We start from the raw sequence: 18,311 nt of genomic DNA, 5'->3' as shown, positions 1-18,311 counted from the left end.
GAACGCCGCACGGCTCCAGCAGGAATCCGTCCGCCGCAAACACAACAAGGCGCGAAAGCGCCCTGTCGATGGCATCAGCCATTGTATCTTGGGTTGGGGGTGCGCGGTTTCAAGCCGCGCGCCACAGGCCCGGGGTGCGCCGGACGGCGCCTGGCGCGGGGGCTCAGCCGCGCGAGATGCGCCCGACCGGCGTGTTGCCGCCTTCACCGAGGAACTTGCGCGGGTTGACCACGTTGCCGTTCTCCCAGACTTCGAAGTGCACGTGGGCGCCAGTGGAGCGGCCCGTGGAGCCGGCACGCGCCACCTGCTGGCCGGCACGGACCAGGTCGCCGGCCTTCACCACCAGCCGCGAGTTGTGGGCATAACGGGTGACATAGCCATTGCCGTGGTCGACGTCGACGACATTGCCGTAGCCGCCCTTGACGCCGGAGAAGCTGACCACGCCATCGGCCACGGACAGCACCGGATCGCCCACCTTGGCATGGAAATCAATGCCCTTGTGGTTGCCGACACCGCGCCCGAACGGATCGGCACGGTTGCCGAAGCCGGAGGTGACGTAGCTGTTGCGGATCGGCATGCGCGAGGGCACGGCGTTGCGCTGCAGCTGCTGGTCGAACATCAGCGATTCCATCACCCCGAGCTGGCGGCCGGCAGCAGAAAAGCGCTGCTCAAGCATCTGTAAGTCGGCGTTGACATCCTTGGCCGGGATATCGGAGATCGGTCCGCTTGCATCGCCATCACCGAGGCCGGGGGTCGCGGCGAAATCGAACTCGCCATCATCCAGCTTGCCCATCTGGGTCAGGCGCTCGCCCAGGGCGTTCAGGCGCGTGGCCTGGGCCTGCAGTTCGCCCAGGCGCGCGGCCAGGGCATTGACCTCGGTCTGCGAGTCGCGGCGCACCTGCGCCAGCTCCCGCTCCTGCTGCGCTACCCGTGCCTGGAGACGCGAATCCCCCAGCAGGTTGGCACCCATCCCGCCGGCGAAGCCGATCAGGCAGCCCATGCCCAGTACACTGCCCAGCAACGCACGGGGCCGATCCTCGAAATAGAAGCGCAACCGCGCCAGCGGTGTTTTTGCGTTCTTTTCACGCGTTTTGATTACGATCTTTTTGAATGCCATCAGTGAGTTTTCATGTCAGAGCCGAAATCCAGTGCCCGTCGCGCCTCCGCACCGAAACCGGCTCTGGACGCGGTCATGGCGGACAAATCCGGTAACCCGCTGCGTCGCGCCCTGTGGCTCGACTCGCTGGACCAGCAATTGCGCCCCCATCTGCCTCCCGCGCTGCGCAGCCATTGCCGGCTGGCGAACGTGAACGGCGAGCACCTCGTTTTTCTCGTCGAATCGTCCGTGTGGCACGCCCGACTGCGGCTTGCCGAAGCACAGATACTCGACGCGGCCCGTTCCATCGGGCTGAAAGCCACCAAGGTGACCATCAAAACCGCGTCTGCCCCTCCTCCACGCTCCCCAGCGATCGACAACAGGAATGGACCACACGCCGTTTCGGCCACCACGCACAAGGGACTGCGTGATGCCTTGGACAGCCTCCAGGACGTTCTTTCCTCCAAGTCCTGATAGACAGCGGCGCACTCCAGCTCCGCTTCCCCGCCCGCCTCGTCGATGTCGACGGGGCGTGAAACATTCGGGGACCGAGGGGGCATCCTATCGGGGTGGCGTCGCCGTGTCGTTAGGGTTACGTTATTTATTCGTTAAGTTCAGGCTTTGAAGGGGCGAGGTTCACGAACATCGCCTTCACACGGGTGAACGCCGGGAACGAAAACGCCGCCTCGGCAGGCGGCGTCAACGTCTTGAAAATCAAGGCCTTTCAGGCGTAAGCCGGTACGTCGTACTCGACCAGGGGGGTCTGTGCGGTGGAAACGTCGCCACTGACCCACTCCCACGCCGTGGCATCGGCCAGGACAGCGCGCACCAGCTTGTTGTTGAGCGCGTGACCGGACTTGAAGCCCTCGTACGCGCCAAGCACCTGCGCGCCGGCCAGGTACAGATCACCGATCGCGTCGAGGATCTTGTGCCGCACGAACTCATCGGCATACCGCAGGCCGTCTTCGTTCAGCACGCGGAACTCGTCCAGCACGATGGCGTTGTCCATGGACCCGCCGAGTCCGAGATTGCGCTCGCGCATGTATTCCAGGTCGCGCATGAACCCGAAGGTCCGCGCACGCGAGATCTCGCGCGTGTAGGCACGGGTGGAGAACTCGATTTCCTGCCGCGACTGGCGTGCGGGAATCATCGGGTGGTCGAACTGGATGGTGAAGCCCAGCTTGTAGCCCTCGTAGGGGCTGAAACGGGCGACCTTGTCGCCGTCGGTGACTTCGACGGTCTTGAGCATGCGGATGAAACGCTTCGGGGCATCCTGCTCGGCGATGCCCGCCGACTGCAGCAGAAACACGAACGGACCGGCGGAACCGTCCATGATCGGCAGCTCGGCCGAGGACAGTTCCACGATGATGTTGTCCACGCCCAGCCCGGCGAGCGCCGACATCAGGTGCTCCACCGTCTGGATCTTGGCGTCGTTGCAGGTCAGCCCGGTGCACAGGGTGACCTCGGTGACCAGCTCCGCCTTGGCCGGCACTTCCACCACCGGCTGCAGATCCACGCGCCGGAACACGATGCCATGGTTGACCGGTGCCGGGCGCAGGGTCATGTAGACCTTGTCGCCGCTGTGCAGGCCAACGCCGGTGGCACGGATCGTGTTCTTGAGGGTACGTTGCGGAATCATGGGGAGACCAGGTGCATGCGGCCGGCCGCGATGGCCTGCCCAGGGGGTTCACTAGATTAACACGCGGCCATCCCTACCCCGGCTGAAAGCCGGCCGTGGCCGTGCAGCGCGCTTGCGCGCGACAGGGCGGCCGGGCCCATCCTGGCCCGGCGCCTGATGCAACAGGACATGGTGCCTAGCCCGGGGAGGACAACCCCGGGCGGGCGATCAGTCCGCCTGGCGGCGCAGGAACGCCGGAATGTCCAGGTAGTCGTTGGGCAGCTCAGCGGTGGCCGGGCTGCTGCTGGAGGACGAAGAAGCCGTCGAGGTGGAAGGCGTGCTGGAGGCGGCCACGCTGTCGCTGCTGGCGCGACGCAGGCCCAGGCCCACGCCACCGACCGCCTTGGAAACGGCATCGCCGCCGTTGTCGAAGTCCGAGAACTCCGGCTGGCCGGTGGTGGCATTGCGCACCAGCTTGATCGGTGCACGTTCGCCGGGGCGCTGGCTCTTGCTGGCGGCCACGCGGTTCAGGCCGGTCGCCACCACGGTCACGCGCACTTCGTCCTGCATGTCCGGGTCGAGCACGGTACCCACCACCACGGTCGCATCTTCCGACGCGAAGCCATCGATGGTGCGGCCGATCTCGTCGAACTCGGCCATCGTGAAATCGGCACCGGCGGTGATGTTGACCAGGATGCCGTTGGCGCCGGCCAGATTCACATCGTCCAGCAGCGGGTTCTGGATCGCCGATTCGGCCGCAGCCTGCGCGCGGTCATCACCGCGTGCGGTACCGGTACCCATCATCGCCAGACCCATCTCGGACATGACGGTGCGCACGTCGGCGAAGTCGACGTTGATCAGGCCCGGACGCACGATCAGATCGGCGATGCCCTGCACGGCGCCCTGCAGCACGTCGTTGGCCGCGCGGAAGGCCTGGATCATGGTGGCGTTGCGGCCGAGCACGGTGATCAGCTTTTCGTTCGGGATGGTGATCAGCGAATCGCAGTGCTGGCTCAGTTCCTCGATGCCCTTCAGCGCGACCTGCATGCGGCGACGGCCTTCGAACGGGAACGGCTTGGTGACCACCGCGACGGTCAGGATGCCCATTTCCTTGGCCAGCTGTGCGACCACCGGGGCCGCACCGGTGCCGGTGCCACCGCCCATGCCGGCGGTGATGAACACCATGTCCGCGCCCTGCAGCGCGTCCATGATGCGCTCGCGGTCTTCCAGTGCGGCCTGGCGGCCGACCTCCGGATTCGCGCCGGCGCCCAGGCCCTTGGTGACGTTGGTGCCGAGCTGCAGCTGCAGCTTGGCGCCGCAGTTCTTGATGGCCTGCGAATCGGTGTTGGCGGTGATGAATTCCACACCGTCCACCGCGGAGTTGACCATGTGCGCGACAGCGTTGCCGCCGCCACCGCCCACGCCAACGACCTTGATCACCGCGTTGGGTGCCATCTTTTCGATCAGTTCAAAATGCGCCATGTCCGTGTCCTCGGTTGTATCCGCTTCCTTTGGCATGAGGGGCGAGGCGTCCTGCCTGTCCGTGCATGCCGCCGTTGCGGCTGTAGTGGTTTGTGGTTCTGTTCGTTTGGTGCGGGTGTCGTCTTGTGCTGCCGGTGGTGCTGTGTATCCCTGCGGCGCCGGCGACTGCCCGGCGCGGGTGCGTTCAGAACTCGCCGCGGAACCAGGTTCTGAGTTTCTTGAACATGCTGCCGGCACGGCCGGTCGGCAGCGACGGCCGGCGCGGATGCTCGATCTGGCTGCCCATCAGCAGCAGACCCACGCCAGTGGCGTGGACGGGGTTGCCGACCACTTCGCCGAGGCCGGTGACGTGCTGCGGAATGCCCACCCGTACCGGCATCTGCAGCATTTCTTCAGCCAGTTCGACCACGCCTTCCATCTTCGACGCACCGCCGGTGAGCACCATGCCGGCGCGCACCAGTTCCTCGAAGCCCGAGCGGCGCAGTTCGGCCTGCACCATCTCGAAGATTTCCTCGTAGCGGCCCTGTACCGCCTGCGCCAGCGCGTGGCGGGGCATGCGCCGCGGCGGGCGATCCCCCACGCTCGGCACCTGGATGCTTTCCTCGGCCGTGGCCAGCTGTGCCAGCGCACAGGCGTAGCGCACCTTGATCTGCTCGGCTTCCGGGGTCGGCGTGCGCAGCATGTGCGCGATGTCGTTGGTCACGTGGTCGCCCGCGATCGGCAGCGAGGCTGTATGGCAGATCGCGCCCTGCACGAAGACAGCGATGTCGGTGGTGCCGGCGCCCATGTCGACCAGCACCACGCCCAGTTCGCGCTCGTCGGCGGTGAGCACCGCCACGCTGGAGGCCAGCGAGGACAGCACCAGATCATCCACCTGCAGGCCGCAGCGCTGCACGCACTTGCTGATGTTGGCCGCCGCCGACTGCGCGCACACCACCAGGTGGGCATGCACTTCCAGGCGCACGCCGGTCATGCCGACCGGGTTGCGGATGCCTTCCTGTGAATCGTCCAGCACGTACTCGCGCGGAATCGCATGCAGGATCTTCTGGTCGGCGGGAATGGCGACCGCCTTGGCGGCGTCCAGCACGCGATCCAGGTCGCCCCAGGTCACTTCACCATCGCGGATCGGCACGATGCCGGGCGAGTTCTTGCACTGCACGTGGTTGCCGGAGATCGAGGCATACACCGAGCGGATCTCGCAACCGGCCATCAGTTCGGCTTCTTCCACCGCACGCTGGATCGACTGCACCGTGGACTCGATATCCACCACCACGCCGCGCTTGAGGCCGCGCGATTCGTGGGAGCCGATGCCGATCACTTCGATCGGGTTGCCCGGCGAATACTCGCCCACCAGCGCCACCACCTTGGAGGTGCCGATGTCCAGGCCAACGATCAGTGATTTGTCACCCTTGCGATTCATGTTCTTTCCTGGGTCCTTCGTGCCGCGGTGGCCGGCGCATCGGTCGGCGCCTCACCCCAGCTGAGGGTGAAGCCATTGGTGTAACGGAGGTCGGCACGCACGATCGGTGCGGCCTGGCTGGCCAGTTGCGGCAGCACGCGGACGTAGCGTTGCAGGCGCGAGCGCGCATCGTCGCGGCCCACCACCACCTCGGTGCCATTGCTCAGCACCAGCGACCAGCTGCCACGCGCATCCAGGCTCACGCGCTCCACGTCCAGCCCGGACGGGGCGAACAACGCGCGTGCGTCGTTGTACAGGGTGACCACGTCCTCGGTCCTGCCGTCGGGACCATCCAGTTCGGGCAGCTGCAGGTCGGCCAGCTTCTTCGGCGTGGGGAACAGCTTGCCCTGCTCGGAGAGCAGGCGATCGTGGCCCCAGCGCGCGAACGGCTTGTGCTCGACCAGCGTCACCTCCATCACGTCCGGCCATTGCTTGCGCACGCGCGCGCTTTCCACCCAGGGCAGCCGTTCGATGGCGTCCTGCGCATCCTGCAGCTTCACGGCGAAGAAGCCCGAACGAGCGTAGGGCAGCAGCAGGGACTGCAGCTGCTCGGCCGGAACGCGCTTGAACTCGGCATGCACGCGCAGCTTGGTCAGCGGCCAGCGCTCGGCGCCGACCCAGCCGTTGAGCACGGCCACCACCGGCAGCGCGACGACCGAGAGCGCCAACAGCCAGACGACGATGCGCAGCAGCGCGTTCATGCGTGCGCCGCCTCCCCGTCCGCCGCTGCAGCGTCCGTCGCTGCAAGGGTCTGCTCCAGCACGCGCCACACCAGCGACGGGAAGGAAATGCCGAGCTGGCCAGCCGCCTTGGGCACCAGCGAATGGCTGGTCATGCCCGGTGCGGTGTTCACTTCAAGCAGGTACAGGCGGCCCGTGGCGCGGTCACGCATCACGTCCACGCGGCCCCAGCCACGGCATCCGATCGCCTGGAACGCGGCCAGTGCCAGCGCACCGATTTCGGCCTCGTGCTCGCCCTGGAGGCCCGGGCACTCGTAGCGGGTGTCGTCGGACTGGTACTTGGCTTCGTAGTCGTACCACTCACCCTTGGGAATGATGCGGATGGACGGCAGCGCGACATCGCCGAGGATACCGACGGTGAGTTCGTCGCCGACCACCATCTGCTCCATCAGCAGCTGCCCGTCATACCGCTGGGCCAGTGCCACCGCCTCGTCCAGGCCGGCATCGTCGAACACCCGGCTGATGCCCACGCTGGAGCCCTCGTTGGCCGGCTTGACCACCACCGGCAGGCCGAGCTCGGCCGCCAGGGCATGCACCGTCGCGGCCGTGACCTTGCGGTACTGCGGCGTCGGCAGGCCGAGCGAGAGCCAGATCTGCTTGCTGCGGATCTTGTCCATGCCCAATGCCGAACCGAGCACCTGCGAGCCGGTGTACGGGATCTGGAAGGCGTCCATCAGGCCCTGCACGATGCCGTCTTCGCCGCCGCCGTTGTGCCCGTGGAGAATGTTGAAGACGCGGTCCACCTGCCTGCCGGCCAGCGCTTCGGCGAGTGCCGGGATGCCGTCGATGGCGAACGCGTTGACGCCCTGCGCCTGCAGCGCTTCGAGCACGTTGCGGCCGGAATCGAGCGAGACGTCGCGCTCGCTCGAGGTGCCGCCCAGCAGCACGCCGACGCGCCCGAACACGGACGGATCGGTGGTGCGCTGGGGTGCGATGATCGCGTGGCTCATGCCACCACCTCCACGCTGAAGCCTTCGCTGGCGATCTGCTGGGCGACCGCGCCGATGTCGCCGGCGCCCATCATCAGCAACAGGTCACCGTCCTGGAGCACGTCGGGCAGCACGTGGGACAGTTCGCTGGCCTTGCCCACCACCACCGGTTCGCTGCGGCCCCGCGCACGGATGGCGCGGGCCAGGGCATGCGAATCCGCCCCGGCGATCGGTTCTTCGCCGGCCGGGTACACCTGGCTCAGCACCAGCGCATCGACGCTGGACAGCACAGCGGCGAAGCGATCGAACTGATCACGCGTGCGGCTGTAGCGGTGCGGCTGGAACGCCACCACCAGGCGACGCTCGGGCCAGCCGCCGCGGGCGGCGGCGAAGACCGCCTCCAGTTCACTGGGGTGGTGGCCATAATCATCGATGATGCGCACGCGCGCGCCCTGCGCCGCGGTGACCTCGCCGAGGTCGTTGAAGCGGCGGCCGACGCCGGCGAAACTTTCCAGCGCCCGGGCGATCGCGTCCGGTGCGACGCCCAGCTGCCAGCCCACGGCGGCGGCGGCCAGCGCGTTGAGGACGTTGTGGCGTCCCGGCAGCGCGAGCACCACTTCCTGGCTCGTGCCCTGCGGCAGGCGCAGCGTGAAGCGCATGCGCGAACCTTCCTGCACCACGTTTTCGGCACGCACATCGGCGGCGCTGTCGATGCCGTAGCTCATCACATGGCGCGGCGTTTTCGCGGCAAGCGCGGCCACCTCTGGATCATCGATGCACAACACGGCCAGGCCGTAGAACGGCAGCCGCTGCAGGAACTCGGCGAACGCTGCCTGCACGCGGGCGAAATCGTTGCCGTAGTTCTCCAGGTGGTCCGCATCGATGTTGGTGATGATGGACATCAGCGGATTGAGGCGCAGGAAGCTGCCGTCGCTTTCATCGGCCTCGGCCACCAGCCACTGGCCGCTGCCGAGCTTTGCGTTCGCACCGGCCGCCAGCAGCTGGCCACCGATGACGAAGGTCGGGTCCAGGCCCCCTTCGCTCAGCACCGCCGCGGTGAGGCTGGTGGTGGTGGTCTTTCCATGGGTACCGGCCACGGCAATGCCGCGGCGGAAGCGCATCAGTTCGGCAAGCATCGCGGCGCGCGGCATGATCGGGATGCGCTGGCTGCGGGCCTCCATCAGCTCGGGGTTGTCTTCGCGGATCGCGCTGGACACCACCACGCAGTCGGTACCGAGCACATTGGCGGCCGAGTGGCCGCGCATCACGCGCGCGCCCAGGCCGCTCAGGCGGCGCGTGGCCGCGTTGTCGGACGCATCGGAACCGGAGACTTCATAGCCGAGGGTGAGCATCACTTCGGCGATGCCGCTCATGCCGGTGCCACCGATGCCGACGAAATGCACGCGCGGGAACGCGCGCACCAGATCATTGGTGTCGTGCAGGCGACGGATCATGCGCGATCCTGCAGGGTGGCGGCGCCGTGGCGCAGCACAGTGTTCATACAGCTTCCTCAAGGATGATATCGGCGATGCGCTCAGCGGCATCCGCCATGGCCAGGGCACGCGCGGCTTGCGCCATCTGCATGCGGCGGTCGGGATTGTCGGACAGTTCACGCAACAGCGACGTGATGCCGACAACAAGATCATCGTCCTGTTTCAACAGCACCGCCGCATCGCGTTCGACGAGGTACTCGGCATTGCGCGTCTGGTGATCGTCGACGGCGGCCGGGAACGGAACCAGCAGGCTGCCCACGCCGACGGCACAGAGCTCGGCGAGGGTGGATGCACCGGCGCGGCAGACCACGATGTCCGCCCACGCGAAGGCTTCGGCCATGTCGGCGATGAACGGCGTGACGGTGGCCTGCACACCGGCGGCGGCATAGGCCTGCAGCGCCTCGGCATGCATTTTCTCGCCACTCTGGTGGCGCACCTCTACGGGGTGGCCGGGGCCCAGCGCGGCGATCGCCTGCGGCACGCCGCTGTTGAGTGCCCGCGCGCCCTGGCTGCCACCGACCACCAGCACGCGCAGCGCGCCCTCGCGGTCGGCGAAGCGATGCGCGGGCGGCGAAATCGCGGCGATGTCCGCGCGCACGGGATTGCCCACGGCTTCTTCGCGCGGCAGCGTGGTGCCCGGGAAACCGGTCAGCACGCGGCGCGCGAAGCGCGCCAGGAAACGGTTGGTCATTCCGGGCGCGCGGTTCTGCTCGTGCACCAGCAGTGGCAGGCCGTGCAACCGGGCCGCCAGCCCACCGGGGCCGGAGGCATAGCCGCCGAAGGCGATCACCGCGCGCGGCGTGCGGTCGCGGATCAGGAACCCGGCCTGGCGGATCGCGCGCAGCAGCCGCCACGGTGCGGTGAGCAGCGCAAGCGTGCCTTTGCCACGCAGGCCGGCGATGTCCAGCGTATCGATGGGCACGTCCTGCTGCGGCACCAGGCGCGTTTCCATCTGGCCGGCCGCGCCCAGCCAGGTCACCGGGACGCCACGCGCACGCAGCACGCGCGCAACGGCGAGGCCGGGGAAGATATGCCCGCCGGTGCCGCCGGCCATGATCATCACCGGGCGCAGGATCTGCGGGGCGGCGCTCATCCGAGCCTCCCGAACGTCGGCTCGACGCGCGACTGCAGGCGGCTGGTGCCGCGAACGATCGGCGCGGCCGGTGCCGCGTTCGCCGATGCGGCGGGCGCTCCCACGTTACCCACGTGGTTCGGCGTCATCGAGGCACCGTGACCGGCCTTTGACGGTACCTCCTCGGCCCCTTCCGGCAGACCCATCCGCACCGACTGGCGACGCTCCGCGCGGTCCAGCTCGTAGGACACCCGCAGCAGCAGGCCCATCGCCACGCAGGTCATCAGCACCGATGACCCACCGGATGAAATCAGCGGCAGCGTGAGCCCCTTGGTGGGCAGGATGCCCAGGTTCACGCCGATGGATACAAAGCTCTGCATGCTGATCCACAGGCCGATGCCGAAGGCGATGTAGCCGGAGAAATGCCGCTTCATCTCCACGCAGCGCATGCCAAGCCAGAAGGTGCGGCCGACCAGCAGTGCATACAGCGAGATGATCAGGCAGGTGCCCAGGAAGCCCAGTTCCTCGGCGGTGACCGAGAAGATGAAGTCCGTATGCGCTTCGGGCAGGTAGTAGAGTTTCTGGACCGAGTTGCCCAGGCCCACGCCGGTCCATTCGCCGCGGCCCACGGCCATCAGCGCGTTGGAGAGCTGGTAGCCGTCGCCCTGCTGGTCGGCCCAGGGGTCCAGGAAGGAGGTGATGCGGCGCATGCGGTAGGGTTCGATGATGGCCAGCGCGCTCATGCCCACCATGCCCAGGATGACCGGCATGGACATGCGCGGCATGTTCACCCCGCCCAGCACCAGCATGCCGGCGGTGATCGCCAGCAGCAGCGTCGAGGATCCGAAGTCCGGCTGCAGCAGCAGCAGCGCCACCAGCGCGCCGGCGACGCCCAGCGGCTTGAGCATGGCCGGCCAGGTAGCGTTGACCTCGTCGCGGAAGCGCACCAGGTAGCTCGACAGCCACACGATGTAGAGCACCTTGACCGCTTCGACGGTCTGGAACTTGGAGATGCCCAGGTTGATCCAGCGCCGCGCACCATTGACCGTGCTGCCCAGCCCTGGCACGAACACCGCCACCAGCAGCAGGAAGCATCCCAGCAGCAGCAGCTGGTTGTACTGCTCGATGGTCTTGAGTTCTGTGCGCATCACCAGCACGGCCAGCACCACCCCCACGGCCAGGAAGATCAGGTGGCGGTTGAGGTAGTAGAACGGGCTGCTCATCAGCGCGATCGAGCTCGACGCCACCATCACCACGCCCAGGCCGGTCAGCGCGATCATCGCCCCGAGCAGCCACTTGTCGAAGCGGCCGCCGATGGCTTCAAGGCGTGTTGCCTGGCGCGAGGCATCGTTCATCAGCGCACCTTCAACGTGGCCAGGCCGACGAGCACCAGCACCACCGAGATGATCCAGAAGCGCACGATCACGCGCGGCTCGGGCCAGCCCTTCAGTTCGAAGTGGTGGTGGATGGGGGCCATGCGGAACACGCGCTTGCCGGTGAGCTTGAAGGAGGCCACCTGGATCATCACCGACAGCGTCTCGATGACGAACACCCCGCCCATGATCACCAGCACCAGCTCCTGGCGGGTGATCACCGCGATGGTGCCGAGCACGGCGCCCAGCGCCAGCGCGCCGATGTCACCCATGAACACCATCGCCGGGTACGTGTTGAACCACAAAAAGCCCAGCCCTGCACCGGCGATGGCCGCGCAGATGATGACCAGCTCGCCCGCGCCCGGAATCTGGGGGATCTGCAGGTAGTTGGCGAACACTGCATTGCCCGAGGCATAGGCGAACACGCCCAGGCCGCAGGCCACCAGCACGGTGGGCATGATGGCCAGGCCATCCAGGCCGTCGGTCAGGTTGACGGCGTTGGAGAAGCCCACGATCCAGAAATAGGCGATGGCCACGAAACTGATGCCGGCCAGCGGCAGCGCCACCGATTTGAACATCGGGATGTAGAAGGTGACCGCGGCGGGCACGTCGGCGGTGTAGAGCAGGAACAGGCCGGCGGCCAGGCCGAAGATCGACTGCAGCAGGTACTTCCAGCGCGACTTCAGGCCGTTCGGGTCGCGCCGCACGATCTTGATCCAGTCGTCGTACCAGCCGATGGCGCCGAAGCACAGCATGACCGCCAGCACCAGCCACACGTAGCGGTTCCCCAGATCGGCCCAGAGCAGCACCGAAAGGGTCACTGCCAGCAGGATCAGCGAGCCGCCCATGGTCGGCGTGCCGGCCTTGGCGAAGTGGGTCTGCGGACCGTCGGTACGGATCGGCTGGCCGCCCTTGAACTGGGCCAGCCGGCGGATCACCGCCGGCCCCATCCACAGCGACAGGAACAGCGCCGTCAGCGCCGCCAGGATCGCGCGGAACGTCTGGTAGTTGAAGAGGCCGAAGGCGCTCTCCAGCTGCTGCAACCATCGCGCCAGTTCATACAACATGCGGGGATTCCTCTCCTTGCGCGAGCAGCGCTTTCACGATCTTGTCCATGGCGCTGCCACGGGAACCCTTGACCAGGCAGCGCACACCGGCATGCAGGTCGGCCTGCAGTGCCTGCGCAAGCGCGTCATGGTCGGAAAAATGCCGGCCACCCTCGCCGAATGCCGCCGCTGCGGCGGCGCTGAGCGGCCCCAGCGCGTACAGCCGCTTGATGCCTGCCGCGCGCGCACGACGTCCGGCCTCGGCATGCAGCGCCTGGCCACCGTCGCCGAGTTCGCGCATGTCACCCAGGACCAGCCAGCCTTCGCCGGCGGCGGCCAGGGTGTCGATGGCCGACGCCAGCGAGCCCGGATTGGCGTTGTAGCTGTCGTCCACCAGCACCGCGCCATTGGGCAGGCGATGGGCGATCTGCCGACCCGGCACCGGCACCGCGGCACCAAGCCCGGCGACCACATGCGCCAGCGCGATGCCGGCAGCCAGCGCCAGCGCCGTGGCCGCCAGCGCATTGGCCACGTTGTGCCGGCCTGGCAGCGGCAACGACACGGCCGCTTCCGCGCCGGGCACGTGCAGCGTGAAATGACTGCCGCTGTCATCCAGGCGCACGTGGGTGGCGCGGATGTCGGCGCTGTGTTCAAGCCCGAAGCGGAGCACGCCACAACGCGGCGGCCGGCCGATGACATGCTGTTCGAAATAGGCCGCGAACGCATCGTCGGCGTTGATCACCGCCACCCCGTCGTGGGGCAGCGCGGCGTAGATGGCGCCCTTGGTCTCGGCCACGCCGAGCAGGCTGCCCATGCGCTCCAGGTGGGCGGCGGCGATGTTGTTCACCAGCGCCCAGCGCGGGCGCGCCACCGCCGTCAGGTACGCGATGTCGCCCGGCTTTCCAGCGCCCATCTCGTAGACCGCGAAGTCTGCATCCTCGGGCGCATCGATCACCGCCAGCGGCAGGCCGATCTCGTTGTTGCGGTTGCCCGGGTTGGCATACACCACCGCGCCGGTGGCCTGTGCGTGCTGCTGCAGGATGCCCAGCAGCAGCGCCTTGACGCTGGTCTTGCCGTTGCTGCCGGTGAGCGCGAACACGCCGGTACGGCGGTCGCGCTGCATGCCCGCCGCGATGCGCGACAGCGCCAGTTCGGCGTCGGCCACCAGGACCTGCGGCAGCTCCAGCGGCAGCAGCCGTTCCACCAGCAGCGCGCAGGCGCCACGGGCCTGTGCGTCGGCCGCGAAGTCATGACCGTCGAAGCGCTCGCCGCGCAGCGCGACATACAGGCTGCCGGTCTCGATCTGGCGGGTGTCGTTGTGGATGGCATCGATGGCCACATCGTCGCCGTGGATCTCGCCACCGGCCCAGTGGGCGATCAGTGACAGCAGGGTGCGCTTCATCGGGCGCCCTCCGCTGCCGGCGCCTGGACCGGACGCAATGCCAGCGCGGCCTCGGCCACGGCGGTATCGTCGAAGGCATGGCGGACGCCATCGATCTCCTGGTAGGGCTCGTGACCCTTGCCTGCGATCAGCACGATGTCACCTGCGCCAGCGGCCTTGATGGCGGCTTGGATCGCCGCGGCCCGGTCACGCTGCACGTGCGCGGCGGCGGGCTGCTGCAGACCGGCCACGATGTCGGCCACGATCTGGTCGCCGTCCTCGCAGCGCGGGTTGTCATCGGTCACGATCACGCGGTCGGCCAGGCGCTCGGCGATGGCCGCCATCTGCGGGCGCTTGCCCCGGTCGCGCTCACCACCGCAGCCGAAGACACACCAGAGCGTTCCGTCCACATGCCCGCGCAGGCTGGAAAGTGCCTGCTCCAGCGCATCAGGCGTATGTGCGTAATCCACGACAACGGTGGGCTGGCCAGCGCCGCCCAGGCGGTTCATCCGCCCATGGATCGGTTGCAGGCGCGAAAGCACCTCGGCGATGGTCTGCAGCGGATGGCCCAGCGCATGCAGGGTGCCGGCCACGGCCAGCAGGTTGTCCACGTTGAAGCGGCCCAGCAGCGGCGAGCGCACGGCGATGGCCGCCTCATCGATGACCAGGGTGAAGTGGAGGCCCTGCCCGTCCAGCACGATATCGCGGGCCTGTACGCGTGCCGCGGGGTTGCCGCGCGAGCTGACGCCCACCGCCAGCTGGCGCGCCGGCAGCCGGGCCAGCAGTTCGCGACCGAAGGCATCGTCGAGGTTCAGCACCGAGGCCTGCAGGCCCGGACGGTGGAACAGGCGCTCCTTGGCCGCCCCATAGGCGCCCATGTCCCCGTGGTAGTCCAGGTGGTCGCGGGTGAGGTTGGTGAACACCGCCACGTCGTAGTGGACCGCGTCCACGCGGCCCTGGTCGAGGGCGTGCGAGCTCACCTCCATGGCCACTGCGCGCGCGCCTGCGTCACGCAGTTGCGCCAGCAGGGCATGCATCTGCAACACCAGCGGCGTGGTGAATCCGGTCGGCTGCACGTTTCCGGTCAATCCGGCGCCGAGCGTTCCGATGCTGCCACTGCGCAGGCCCAGCAGCTCCCAGGCCTGGGCCAGCAGCTGCACGGTGGAGGTCTTGCCGTTGGTGCCGGTCACCCCGACCATCGTCATCGCACGCGAGGGCGCGCCATGGAACTGGTCGGCCAGTGCGCCCAGGCGCGCGCGCAGCTGCGGCACCGCGATCGCGTCGGCGGGTGCGGGCAGATCCTGCGGCGCCGGTGCCTCGAACAGGACCACCGCCGCCCCGGCCGCACGCGCCTGCGGCACGAAGCCCAAGCCATGCGCACCGAACCCGGAGATCGCCACGAAGGCGTTGCCGGGCTGCACGTCGCGGCTGTCCAGCACCAGGCCGGTCACCAGCGGATCATGGCCCGCCAGGGCCACATCGGGAATCAGGCGCGAAAGTCGCATGGCCGAACTCATTGCGTGCCTCCCGCCGGCGCGGGCGGCGGCGTTGCGGCGGAAGGCGCCGGCGCGCTCGGCAGCGCGGCATCGAACTCGGCGGCCGCGTCCGTCGGCAGCACCGTGTCGGCCGGCGGCATCGGCAGCACCGAAGGGGCCACGCCGGTCTTGCCGGCCTGCTGCGCCACCAGCCACGATTGGATGTCGTCCGGCGGCACGTCCATCAGGCGCAGCGCGCCGTCCATGACGTTGTGGAAAACCGGTGCGGCCACCAGGCCGCCGTAGTATTTGCCCGCCTGCGGATCATTGATGACGATCACCGTGGCGAAGCGGGGATTGGTCGCAGGCACGACGCCGGCGAACAGCGCGTTGTAATGCCCGCGCTCGTAACCGCCCGGCCCCGCCTTGCGCGCCGTACCGGTCTTGCCCGCCACGTGGTACCCCAGCACCGCGGCCTGCTTGGCACCGCCCTGGGTCACCACCGTTTCCATCATCGCCACGACATCGGTGGCGATGTTGGGCGCGATCACCTGGCGCGCCTCGTTGTGCTGGCCCTTGATGAAGGTCGGGGGGATGAGCTTGCCGCCGTTGCCCAGCGCCGAGTACGCCGTGGCGATCTGCAGCGGCGTGACGGACAGCCCGTAGCCGTAGGACATGGTGGTCTTGGTCGAGCCGCTCCAGCGCGCCGGCGACACCAGCACGCCACCGGACTCACCGGGGAAACCGCTGCCCGGACGCGTGCCGTAACCGAAGTTGTGCACCGAATCGTAGAAGACCTGGTTGGGCATCTTCTCGGCGATCTTTGCCGCACCGATGTTCGAGCTGCGGGTGATCACTCCGGTCACGTTGAGCACGCCGTTGTTGCGCGGCACGTCCTTGATGGTGAACCGCCCCACCGACATGTAGCCGGGATTGGTGTCCACGATGGTGTCCTTGGTCACCACCCCGGCCTGCAGCGCCGAGGCGATGGTCAGCGGCTTCATCGTCGAGCCCGGCTCGACCAGGTCGGTGACCGCGCGGTTGCGCCGCGTGTCCGGTACCGCGCCGGTCAGCGAATTGGGGTTGTAGGTCGGCAGGTTGACCATGGCGAGGATCTCGCCGGTGGCCACATCCATGATCACGATCGAGCCACCGGCGGCCTTGTTGGCCACCAGCGCGTTGCGCAGCTCCTTGTAGGCCAGGAACTGGATGCGCCGATCAATGCTGAGCGTGAGGTCCTTGCCCGGCGTTGCCGCGCGCACCAGGTCACTTTCGACGGTTTCGCCCTTGCGGTTGCGGATCACGCGCTTGGCACCCGGCTCGCCCCGCAGCCACTCGTCGAAGGCCAGCTCCAGCCCCTCCTGCCCGCGGTCGTCGATGTTGGTGAAGCCGAGCACGTGTGCCATCGCCTCACCCTGCGGGTAGAAGCGGCGGAACTCGCGCTGCGAGGCCACGCCCGGAATCCTGAGCGCCACCACTTTCTCCGCATCGTCCGGATTGATGCGGCGGCGCAGGTACATGAACTCCTTGTCCGCCTTCTGCGTCAGGCGGCTGGCCAGGTCATCCACTGACAGCCCGAGGGCCGTGGCCAGTTCCGGAATGCGGTCCGGCGAGCGCAGCAGTTCCTGCGGGTTGACCCAGATCGAGGCCACCGGCGTGGACACGGCCACCGGCTCGCCATTGCGGTCGGTGATCATGCCGCGTGAGGTCTTGATCGGCAGTTCGCGCAGGTAGCGCGCCTCGCCCTGGCGCTGGTAGAACTCGGCATTGACGAGCTGCACATAGGCCGCGCGGCCAACCAGCGACACCGAGCACAGGCCAAGGGCCAGCGCGACCCAGCGCAGGCGCTGGCGCAGGTTGAAACTGTTGCGCGTGCGGTTGCGGCCGGTCTTGCTCACGGGCGCACCACCACGACATCCGCCGCTTCGGGGAACTTCATGCCCAGCTTTTCACGGGCAACGCGATCAACGCGGTTGGCTTCGGCCAGCGTGGCCTGCTCCAGCTGCAGGCGGCCGAACTCGATGTTCAGCTCATCGCGCACCCGCTCGGCACGAGCCAGTTCGATGAAGGTCTGGCGATGGCGATGACGCACGAACACGACGCCGATCGCCGAGGCGATCGTGCAGGCCAGCAGCACCACCAGGATCAACCGGCTCATCCGGCCTCTCCGCATTTTTCAGCCACGCGCAGCACCGCACTGCGGGCACGCGGGTTGACCGCCAGCTCGTCGTCCTCGGCCTTGACCGCACCGGTCACGAGGTCCAGCGTGGGGACGAACGGCTGCTGCTCGGGCAGGCGCCGATTGCCGGGAGGTGCCTTGGCCAGACGGTTCATGAACTGCTTGACGATGCGGTCCTCCAGCGAATGGAAGCTGATCACCGCCAGCCGCCCGCCCGGCCTGAGCCGCTGCACCGCCGCCTCGAGCCCGGCTTCGAGATCGGCCAGCTCGCGGTTGATGTGGATGCGGATGGCCTGGAAGCTGCGTGTCGCCGGGTGGATCCGGCTCTTGTCGGATCCGGGCTTGGCGCGCGGCATCACCGCTGCGATCAGTTCGGCCAGTTCGCCGGTGCGCGTCAGCGGCGCCTTCTCGCGGCGCGCCACGATGGCCCGCGCGATACGGCGACTCTGACGCTCGTCACCATAGGTGAACAGAACGTTGGCGATCTCGGTATCGTCGGCGCGTGCCAGCCATTGCGCCGCGCTCTCGCCACTGTCTGGATCCATGCGCATGTCCAGCGGGCCGTCCTTGCCGAAGCTGAAGCCACGCTCGGCGACGTCCAGCTGCGGCGAGGACACACCGAGATCGAGCAGGATGCCGTCCAGCCCGGAGGCCGTGGCCTCCCACTGCAGCATCTGCGCGAAGCTCCCGCGGAAGATGGAGACCCGGGCATCGGGCGCGAAATCGCGCTCGGCGACTGCGATCGCCTCCGGATCCTTGTCCATCACCAGCAGGCGCCCCTCGGCGCCGAGCTGCGACAGCACGCCGCGCGCATGGCCGCCACGGCCGAATGTACCGTCCAGATAGGTTCCGTTTTCGATCACCCTCAGGCCGTGGAGGACCTGGGTGTACAGAACCGGCAGGTGCCCCGCCGGCGACTGCGACACCGGGAGGTGACCGGCCTGCGCTTCACCGCGCACCCGGGCACC

At 68.0% G+C, this 18,311-nt stretch carries 16 protein-coding genes; 1 reads left to right on the top strand and 15 read right to left on the bottom strand.

Annotated elements, in window-relative coordinates:
• Positions 1 to 163: 163 nt before the first annotated feature.
• Positions 164 to 1,117 (bottom strand): M23 family metallopeptidase, encoded by a 954-nt coding sequence (locus FHY09_RS01310; RefSeq protein WP_166923413.1) that lies wholly within the window; start codon positions 1,115 to 1,117, stop codon positions 164 to 166.
• A 12-nt stretch (positions 1,118 to 1,129) separates the two neighbouring features.
• Here FHY09_RS01310 and FHY09_RS01305 point away from each other — a divergent pair, with 12 nt between their 5' ends.
• Positions 1,130 to 1,570, top strand: coding sequence for a DUF721 domain-containing protein (locus FHY09_RS01305; protein ID WP_166923411.1), 441 nt, complete (start codon positions 1,130 to 1,132; stop codon positions 1,568 to 1,570).
• A 250-nt stretch (positions 1,571 to 1,820) separates the two neighbouring features.
• Here FHY09_RS01305 and lpxC read toward each other — a convergent pair whose 3' ends face one another.
• The 14 genes from lpxC to rsmH all read right to left on the bottom strand — a co-directional run bounded on the left by lpxC (position 1,821) and on the right by rsmH (position 18,302).
• The gene (gene lpxC / locus FHY09_RS01300; RefSeq protein WP_166923409.1) at positions 1,821 to 2,735 is read right to left on the bottom strand and encodes a UDP-3-O-acyl-N-acetylglucosamine deacetylase; all 915 of its coding nucleotides are present in this window, start codon (positions 2,733 to 2,735) and stop codon (positions 1,821 to 1,823) included.
• A 207-nt stretch (positions 2,736 to 2,942) separates the two neighbouring features.
• Positions 2,943 to 4,196, bottom strand: a complete 1,254-nt coding sequence (ftsZ, locus tag FHY09_RS01295; protein ID WP_166923407.1) for a cell division protein FtsZ — start codon at positions 4,194 to 4,196, stop codon at positions 2,943 to 2,945.
• A gap of 184 nt (positions 4,197 to 4,380) precedes the next feature.
• Positions 4,381 to 5,616, bottom strand: coding sequence for a cell division protein FtsA (ftsA, locus tag FHY09_RS01290; RefSeq protein ID WP_166923405.1), 1,236 nt, complete (start codon positions 5,614 to 5,616; stop codon positions 4,381 to 4,383).
• Positions 5,613 to 6,356 (bottom strand): cell division protein FtsQ/DivIB, encoded by a 744-nt coding sequence (locus FHY09_RS01285; RefSeq protein WP_166923403.1) that lies wholly within the window; start codon positions 6,354 to 6,356, stop codon positions 5,613 to 5,615. The genes ftsA and FHY09_RS01285 overlap by 4 nt, the downstream gene beginning before the upstream one ends.
• Positions 6,353 to 7,345 carry a D-alanine--D-alanine ligase gene (locus tag FHY09_RS01280; protein WP_166923401.1) on the bottom strand — a complete coding sequence of 331 codons (993 nt, stop codon included), beginning with the start codon at positions 7,343 to 7,345 and terminating at the stop codon, positions 6,353 to 6,355. Before FHY09_RS01280 ends, FHY09_RS01285 begins: the two co-directional genes overlap by 4 nt.
• Positions 7,342 to 8,778 (bottom strand): UDP-N-acetylmuramate--L-alanine ligase, encoded by a 1,437-nt coding sequence (gene murC, locus FHY09_RS01275; RefSeq protein ID WP_166923399.1) that lies wholly within the window; start codon positions 8,776 to 8,778, stop codon positions 7,342 to 7,344. The genes FHY09_RS01280 and murC overlap by 4 nt, the downstream gene beginning before the upstream one ends.
• Positions 8,779 to 8,821: 43 nt before the next feature.
• A complete protein-coding gene (murG, locus tag FHY09_RS01270) occupies positions 8,822 to 9,910 on the bottom strand; it encodes an undecaprenyldiphospho-muramoylpentapeptide beta-N-acetylglucosaminyltransferase (protein WP_166923397.1) in 1,089 nt (362 codons plus the stop codon).
• On the bottom strand, positions 9,907 to 11,244 hold the full coding sequence (gene ftsW / locus FHY09_RS01265; protein ID WP_166923395.1) for a putative lipid II flippase FtsW: 1,338 nt from the start codon (positions 11,242 to 11,244) through the stop codon (positions 9,907 to 9,909). Before ftsW ends, murG begins: the two co-directional genes overlap by 4 nt.
• On the bottom strand, positions 11,244 to 12,329 hold the full coding sequence (mraY, locus tag FHY09_RS01260; RefSeq protein ID WP_166923394.1) for a phospho-N-acetylmuramoyl-pentapeptide-transferase: 1,086 nt from the start codon (positions 12,327 to 12,329) through the stop codon (positions 11,244 to 11,246). The genes ftsW and mraY overlap by 1 nt, the downstream gene beginning before the upstream one ends.
• Positions 12,319 to 13,710, bottom strand: a complete 1,392-nt coding sequence (locus FHY09_RS01255; protein ID WP_166923392.1) for a UDP-N-acetylmuramoyl-tripeptide--D-alanyl-D-alanine ligase — start codon at positions 13,708 to 13,710, stop codon at positions 12,319 to 12,321. The genes mraY and FHY09_RS01255 overlap by 11 nt, the downstream gene beginning before the upstream one ends.
• Positions 13,707 to 15,206 (bottom strand): UDP-N-acetylmuramoyl-L-alanyl-D-glutamate--2,6-diaminopimelate ligase, encoded by a 1,500-nt coding sequence (locus FHY09_RS01250; RefSeq protein WP_166923390.1) that lies wholly within the window; start codon positions 15,204 to 15,206, stop codon positions 13,707 to 13,709. Before FHY09_RS01250 ends, FHY09_RS01255 begins: the two co-directional genes overlap by 4 nt.
• Complete coding sequence (locus tag FHY09_RS01245) at positions 15,203 to 17,062, bottom strand: peptidoglycan D,D-transpeptidase FtsI family protein (RefSeq protein ID WP_166923388.1); 1,860 nt, start codon at positions 17,060 to 17,062, stop codon at positions 15,203 to 15,205. Before FHY09_RS01245 ends, FHY09_RS01250 begins: the two co-directional genes overlap by 4 nt.
• Complete coding sequence (gene ftsL, locus FHY09_RS01240; protein ID WP_166923386.1) at positions 17,059 to 17,322, bottom strand: cell division protein FtsL; 264 nt, start codon at positions 17,320 to 17,322, stop codon at positions 17,059 to 17,061. The genes FHY09_RS01245 and ftsL overlap by 4 nt, the downstream gene beginning before the upstream one ends.
• Entirely contained in the window at positions 17,319 to 18,302 is a 984-nt protein-coding gene (rsmH, locus tag FHY09_RS01235) for a 16S rRNA (cytosine(1402)-N(4))-methyltransferase RsmH (protein WP_166924321.1), read from the bottom strand. The genes ftsL and rsmH overlap by 4 nt, the downstream gene beginning before the upstream one ends.
• Positions 18,303 to 18,311: the final 9 nt, after the last annotated feature.

Source organism: Xanthomonas sp. 60, assembly GCF_011761925.1.
The sequence above is the reverse complement of the archived record's forward strand: the minus strand, read 5'-3'. Positions and strand labels throughout refer to the sequence as shown.